This is a genomic window from Aminobacter sp. P4_H6_2, from assembly GCF_056400805.1.
Genome location: NZ_JBFUKO010000306.1, coordinates 1 through 6,515 on the forward strand (window position 1 = coordinate 1; position 6,515 = coordinate 6,515).

The window sequence follows — 6,515 nt, forward strand, 5'->3', positions numbered from 1 at the left end:
CTTGGGGCTGCGCGGTAAGAGCCGAGAGCCTCGGTCGATCATAATTTGCCGCAGGCGGCAGCCGACCGGTTCTCGGCGTCACCCATCGGCGCTATAATCCTTCCTCGGACGGGCCGTCAGCCTCCAAAGGAGGGCCACGTTATGAACGGATCTGACACTTCGCGTCCTACCTTCATCACGCTCGACCGCCGGCGCTTTCTCGCAGCCGCAGGCGCCCTTGTCGCTGCTGGCATCCTGCCGAGGCGGGCGCTTGCGCTCGCTGGGCCATACACCTTCAAGCAGGGCGCGCTCGACATCACGGTGGTAAGCGACGGCCATCTGGTGCTTCCAACCAGCATCCTTGCGCCCGACGCGCCACCTGACGCGGTCAAGCAGCTCCTGGATGCCGCCGGCATCACAGGCACGGAAATCAAGCCCGAAACCAATGTCACGCTGATCCGCTCTGGAGCGGACACGATCCTGTTCGACACAGGATCCGGCGCGAACTTTCAGCCCACGGCCGGCAAGCTGGTTGAAAATCTCGCATTGGCGGGCGTCAAACCCGACGCCATCACCAAGGTCGTGTTCACCCACGCGCATCCCGACCACATCTGGGGAACGCTCGGCACGGACGGAAACCTCACATTCCCCAAGGCTGCCTACCATGCGGCCGCGGCGGAGTGGAATTTCTGGATGGACAAGGACCTTGTCACGAAGGTGCCCGAGGGCATGCAACCCTTCGTCACCGGCGCACAGAAGAATCTCACGGCGGTGAAGGACAAGGTGACGATGTTCAAGCCTGGCGACGAGGTCCACGCCGGCATCAAGGTGCTCGACACGCCCGGACATACGCCCGGTCACGTCTCGTTCGAAGTGCCCGGCGATGAAACGCTCATCATCGTCGGCGATGCCGTCGTTGCGGTGCCGATCGCCTTCCCGCACCCCGAGTGGCGTTTCGGTTTCGACACCATCCCCGATCTTGCTATCCAGACTCGCAAGACGTTTCTCGACCGCGCCGCCACCGACAAGATTAAGATGCTCGGCTTCCACTGGCCTTATCCCGGCATCGGCTATGCCGAGAAGAAAGGCACCGGCTATGGGTATGTAGCCGCGAGCTGAAGCGTCGCCTCTTGACCCGCCCGGCACCTCGGAAAGGTCATAAGTGATGCCATAATGCTTCACGGCGCGTCCGAATGCATCCAAAGCAACTGTTATCGGTGCCTACAAGGTTGCCGTGGGTAGTATTTGCTGCTCTTAGGTCTGCAAGACCTGTCCCGCTTGCAGAGCCAGTTCATGCCCAAGTTGCGTTTTCTAACGTTCGTAATGGTGTTTCTGGTCCTTTCGGGTTGTGCCGGCAGAGCCGTGCTCGGCCTCGGCGACAGCAAAGAGGGCGAGTCGGCGGTTGTGGTGCCGATCTACGTGTCGACGATGCGCGCGCGATCGGATGACCTGGCGCTGCCTTTTTCGTCGGCGCGGGCGAAATCGCTCAACTTCGCCAAGTTCGAGATCGGCATCCCGAAGACCCATGTCGCGGGCAAAGTCGAAAAGAGCGACCGCTCTCCCGATCCGGCGCGCAATTTCCTCGCCCGCAGCTTCCAGCCTATCGACGGAAAGCAGCAGTTCGTCGACGCTCTAGACGCAGCGCTGGCGAAACGCCCGGAGAAAGAGCGCGAAATCTTCATATTCGTCCACGGCTACAACAACAATTTCGCCGACAGCATCTTTCGCAACGCGCAAGTCATGAACGACTACCACCTCAAGGCGGTCGCGTTGCACTATGCATGGCCCTCGGGCGGCTCGCTGCCGCTCTACGTCTACGACCGCGACAGTGCCGCCTACAGCCGCGACGGGCTTGCCGAAACCATCGAGATCGCCACCCGCACCAAGGCTAAGCGCATCGTCCTGGTCGGCCATTCGATGGGGACCTATGTGGTCATGGAGGCGCTGCGCAGCCTGGCGCTCAGTGGCCGCAGCCAATACATCAAGCGCCTCGGCGGGGTCATCCTGGCCGCACCCGACATCGACATCGACGTGTTCCAGAGCCAGGTGCGCGACATCGGTCAGCTACCGCGTCCCTTCACCATCCTGGTGTCGCGCAAGGACAAGGCGCTAGGCGTTTCGGGAAGGCTCACCGGCGGCCATCCGCGCGTCGGCAGCGGCGCCGATATCCAGGCGCTGCAGGACGAAGACATCACGGTTCTCGATACCTCCGATCTCGATGGCGGCAGCCACGACGTCTTCGCCAGCTCGCCAACGCTCATGGCGCTGGCTGCCAGCGGCGCGCTGAATCGCGATATCGGTGCTCGTGGGGAAGGCGCTCAGGCCGAAACCATGCTCGCCGACAGCACCAACATCATCACGGGTGCGGCCTCGCTGGTCATCTACCTTCCGGCAAAGCTGCTCGGCGTGCCGAATGGCGGGCTCTTGCACTAAGCGGGACGGACCTCAGATCTCGATCCCGCAGCGCAGCGCCCCCTATCGCGCGATCCGCTAAGCTCGCCCGTAAAGTGCCGCCACGGTGCCGCTGGTGACCAGATTGGCCGGCGAGGCAAGCTGCGCAATCGAGGCCGCCGCAGCTTCCAGGCTGACCCATTTGGCGAAATCCGCCTTGGGCATGTCGTCGCGGTTTGCCTTTGTGTCGAGCGTGGACGGCGCCACCGCGTTGACCAGTATGTCGGCGCCCTTCAACTCCTCGGCAAGCGCTGCGGTCAGCGCTGCAACGGCCGCCTTGCTCGCCGTATAAGCCACCATGCCGCCGCCCTTGCGCGGCTCGATGCCGGCACGCGCGGAGACGTTGACGATGCGGCCGCCGGCCTTGCCGGCAAGCATCGAGCGGGCAGCAGCACGGCAGCACAAGAAGGCGGTCTTGGCGTTGATGTCCATCATCTGGCCGAACTGGTCGGGATCGACAGTTTCAATCGTCGCCATGTCGAAGCCGCCGGCACAATGGATCGAGGCCCAGAGGCCGGCAATGGCGTCGTAGAAGGCATCGACGGCACTGGCGTCCGTCAGGTCGACGCCGGTGGCGATATGGACGCGGTCATGACCGGCGAATTCGAAACCGTCCGGCGCTTTCGGCCGGCTGACCGGCAGGTGGCAGACAGCGCCTTCGCCGAGCAAGTGCCTGACAACCGCAGCACCCAGCGCACCGGTTGCGCCTGTGACAACGACATGCCGGCCTTCGAAGTTCTTCGTCATGCTCAACTCCCGCGACTAGCCGCGACATGCGGCCTATTCGACGGTGATTTCTATCAGACAGGGTTTTCCCGTCGAGCGCGCTTTCTTCAACGCGCCGGCAAGCGCGGCGATGTCAGCCAAGCGCTCGGCCTGAATTCCATAGGCCTGCGCGATCAGCAGGAAGTCCGGTGGCACCGGCGATACGCCGACAGGTTCGACGCCAGCATCGAGCATCGAGGTTTCGATCTCTCGATAGCCGCGATTATTCCACACCACGAAGATCACGGGCGCATTCGCATCAAGCGCCGCACCCAACTCCGGCAGCGTGAACTGGAGGCCGCCGTCGCCGCTCAGGCAAACGACAGTTGCGTTGGGCGCGGCCAGGGCAGCACCAATCGCCGCCGGCGGGCCATAGCCGAGCGCGCCATAGCCGGTGGCGGCATTGAACCAGCCGCCTGGACGGTCGTGGTCATAGTAGAGATTGGCGGCATAGACCGGCTGGGTGGAATCCCCGACGATGATCGAGCCGGGCAGCGCATCCCGGATGGTCTCGACGGCCCTGACCTGGTCACGCATGGCCGACCCGATTTCGTCCCACGCAGCCTCCCGCGCCACCCCGGCGCGCGCAGCACCTTCGGCCGAGCGCCGTTCGTCACGAAGACCCATGCCCAGCCTCTCAAGAGCCTCACCCGCTTCGGCCAGGATCGAAACGGCGGCCGGCCGTCGCTGGAGTTGCACGCCATCGATGTCGATGCGGATCAGGTTGCTAGGCAGCACAAAGCCGCCGTCGCCATACATGTCGTAGTCGGTCGGACCGAACTCCGTACCCACCGCGATCACAAGATCGGCTTCCGCGATCAATGCACGCACCGCCTTGAGGCTTGGGCTCGCCGGCACGTTCAGCGCATGGCCATGCAGCAACCCGCGCCCGTTGGCGGTAGTCGCGATGGGCGCGTCGAGCCTTTCAGCCAGTGCCTTCAAGGCAGCCTCGGCGCGTTTTGTGCCACCACCGGCCAGGATCAGCGGTCGCTTCGCCAGCCGGATCATGCCCAGTGCTTCGGCAATCGGGGTCTCATCCAACACCTGCGCAATGGCGCGCTGCGGCAGCGGTTTCAGCCCATCCGCCAGCTTGCCCATGACGTCGAGCGGTATCTCGATATGCACCGGTCCAGGCCGCCGCGTCGCAAAAATCTCGAAGGCCTCGGCGATCGCGCCAGGCAGTTCCGCTGCCTCGGTCACGCGTCGCGATAACAGCGCCACCTTTGCCATCATGCCCAACTGGTCGGGCAGTTCGTGCAGGTATCCCAGCCCCTTGCCGAGCGTCGGCGTGGCGTTGACGCCTGAAATCACCAGCATCGGCACGGAATCGGCGCGCGCCTGCGCCATCGCCGTAATCGTATTGGTCAGCCCCGGCCCGGTGATGACAAAGGCAACGCCTGGCCTGCCCGACGCGCGGGCATAACCATCGGCCATGAAGCCGGCGCCCTGCTCGTGACGCGGCGTGATATGGCGGATCTTCGACCGCGCCAGCCCGCGATAGAGCTCGATGGTGTGCACGCCGGGGATGCCGAACACGGTATCGACGCCATGCGCCTCGAGCAATTCGATGAGTGCTTCGCCGATCGTCGTCATGTCACTTCCTCTTGCCGCAATCTCAAGCCAAGCATGGCCTCGACCGAGCCGATGCCGATTTCGGCCAGCTCGCCGTCTCCGAACATGTCGCCGGCCAAACAGCCTTCGACCCACAACCCGTCAATGATGGCATTGATGGCGATGGCGTGCCTGCGCAGATCGCTAGCATGCGCGAGCCGCCCCGCGCTTGAGAACACCTCGGCGACCAATGCTTCGATCTCGTCGCGAAAACCGAGATAGCCGGCGCGATGGGCGGCCCCCAACGCAGGGTCCGAACCCGCCCGGCCGATAAAGCTCGCCCAGATGGAGAAGGTCCTGACATCGATGACCGGGGGCACCAGGCTTGCCTCGACGAATGCCGCGAGCCGCCGGCGCGGATCCTTTTCGACGGTCGCAAGTGCCTTCTTCGCAAGCTCGGTCATGCGTTCCATGATCGTCGCATAGGCCGCCTGCAGAAGTTCTTCCTTGCCGGGAAAATAGTGCCGGATCAGCCCGGCTGTCACACCGGCACGCAGTGCTATCGCCCTGACGGTGGCGCCCTGCAGTCCATGTTCGGCAACGCAGTCCAGGGTCGCCTCGATCAGGTCCTGGCGCCGGCGCTCCTCGCCCTCGCGGCGGAATTTTCGCCGCCCAGCGACCATCATCGCGCGATTGCCTTGCGCGACGGCGCCATGGACAGTGAGCCGTGTGCCATCACCTTCGCATCTTCCGGAGAAAAGTCGGATCGTGCCAATATTTATACACTTGCATAACAACGTCGCAAGTGCCGTAATGGGCACATAAGAAGCGGGAATGGTGCCGTTGACGCCGCAAGGCTTGAGGGTCCATCTTCACCGCCAGGGGACATCGCAGACGCGACCATGAGCAGCCGATTGCACGCTGACGGGAAAACGTACACGCACTGGGGCCACAGCTGATGGCTGCGGTTGATGCAGCCCAGCGCCTTGCCCCAGCCGACGGCGTCGCCGCCGAAGCCATCCATGTCGAGAACCTGCACAAGAAATTCGGCCAGCTGCATGTGCTGAAGGGCGTTTCGCTGTCGGCGCGCGACGGCGAGGTGGTGGCGATCATCGGCGGCTCGGGCTCGGGCAAGTCGACGCTGCTACGCTGCATCAACTGCCTGGAGAACCCGACCAGCGGCATCATCCGCGTCAATGGCGAGCAGATCCGTCTCAAGCCCAACGGTTTTGGCGACAGCGTGCCGGCCGACCGGCGCCAGATCGAGCGTATCCGCTCGCGGCTTGGCATGGTGTTCCAGAGCTTCAATCTGTGGAGCCACATGACGCTGATCGAAAACGTCATCGAGGTGCCGGTGCATGTGCTGGGCGTCAAGCGCGCCGATGCCATCGCCGAAGCGGAAAAACTTCTGGCGCGCGTCGGTCTCGCCGAAAAGCGCGACGTCTACCCGGCCTATCTCTCGGGCGGGCAGCAGCAGCGCGCCGCGATCGCGCGCGCGCTCGCCGTCCAGCCGCGCGTCATGCTGTTCGACGAGCCGACCTCGGCCCTCGATCCCGAACTTGTCGGCGAGGTGCTCAAGGTGATCGGCGACCTCGCCCGCGAGGGCCGCACCATGGTGCTGGTGACGCATGAGATGAAGTTCGCCCGCGAGGTGGCAACGCATGTGATCTATCTCTGGAACGGTGTGGTCGAGGAAGAAGGCCCGCCCGATCAGATTTTCGGTGCCCCGAAATCGGAGCGCCTCAAGCAATTCATCCGCAGCATCGGAT

General features: G+C 63.9%; 6 protein-coding genes. 3 read left to right on the top strand and 3 right to left on the bottom strand.

Going from position 1 to position 6,515, the window contains the following annotated elements:
- The first annotated feature begins 141 nt into the window (after nt 1-141).
- Entirely contained in the window at nt 142-1,098 is a 957-nt protein-coding gene (locus tag AC1DUU_RS19935; protein WP_476785133.1) for an MBL fold metallo-hydrolase, read from the top strand.
- Between the two features lie 174 nt (nt 1,099-1,272).
- Nucleotides 1,273-2,412, top strand: a complete 1,140-nt coding sequence (locus tag AC1DUU_RS19940; RefSeq protein ID WP_476785134.1) for an alpha/beta hydrolase — start codon at nt 1,273-1,275, stop codon at nt 2,410-2,412.
- 57 nt (nt 2,413-2,469) lie between these two features.
- Here AC1DUU_RS19940 and AC1DUU_RS19945 read toward each other — a convergent pair whose 3' ends face one another.
- Genes AC1DUU_RS19945 through AC1DUU_RS19955 form a run of 3 tightly spaced genes read right to left on the bottom strand, consistent with a single transcriptional unit; the run spans nt 2,470 to nt 5,432 of the window.
- A complete protein-coding gene (locus AC1DUU_RS19945; RefSeq protein WP_476785135.1) occupies nt 2,470-3,177 on the bottom strand; it encodes an SDR family NAD(P)-dependent oxidoreductase in 708 nt (235 codons plus the stop codon).
- Nucleotides 3,178-3,210: 33 nt separating this feature from the next.
- Nucleotides 3,211-4,788, bottom strand: coding sequence for a 5-guanidino-2-oxopentanoate decarboxylase (locus AC1DUU_RS19950; RefSeq protein WP_476785136.1), 1,578 nt, complete (start codon nt 4,786-4,788; stop codon nt 3,211-3,213).
- Entirely contained in the window at nt 4,785-5,432 is a 648-nt protein-coding gene (locus tag AC1DUU_RS19955) for a TetR family transcriptional regulator C-terminal domain-containing protein (protein ID WP_476785137.1), read from the bottom strand. The genes AC1DUU_RS19950 and AC1DUU_RS19955 overlap by 4 nt, the downstream gene beginning before the upstream one ends.
- A 272-nt stretch (nt 5,433-5,704) precedes the next feature.
- Here AC1DUU_RS19955 and AC1DUU_RS19960 point away from each other — a divergent pair.
- On the top strand, nt 5,705-6,515 hold an 811-nt coding region (locus AC1DUU_RS19960; RefSeq protein WP_476785138.1), incomplete at its 3' end, for an ABC transporter ATP-binding protein.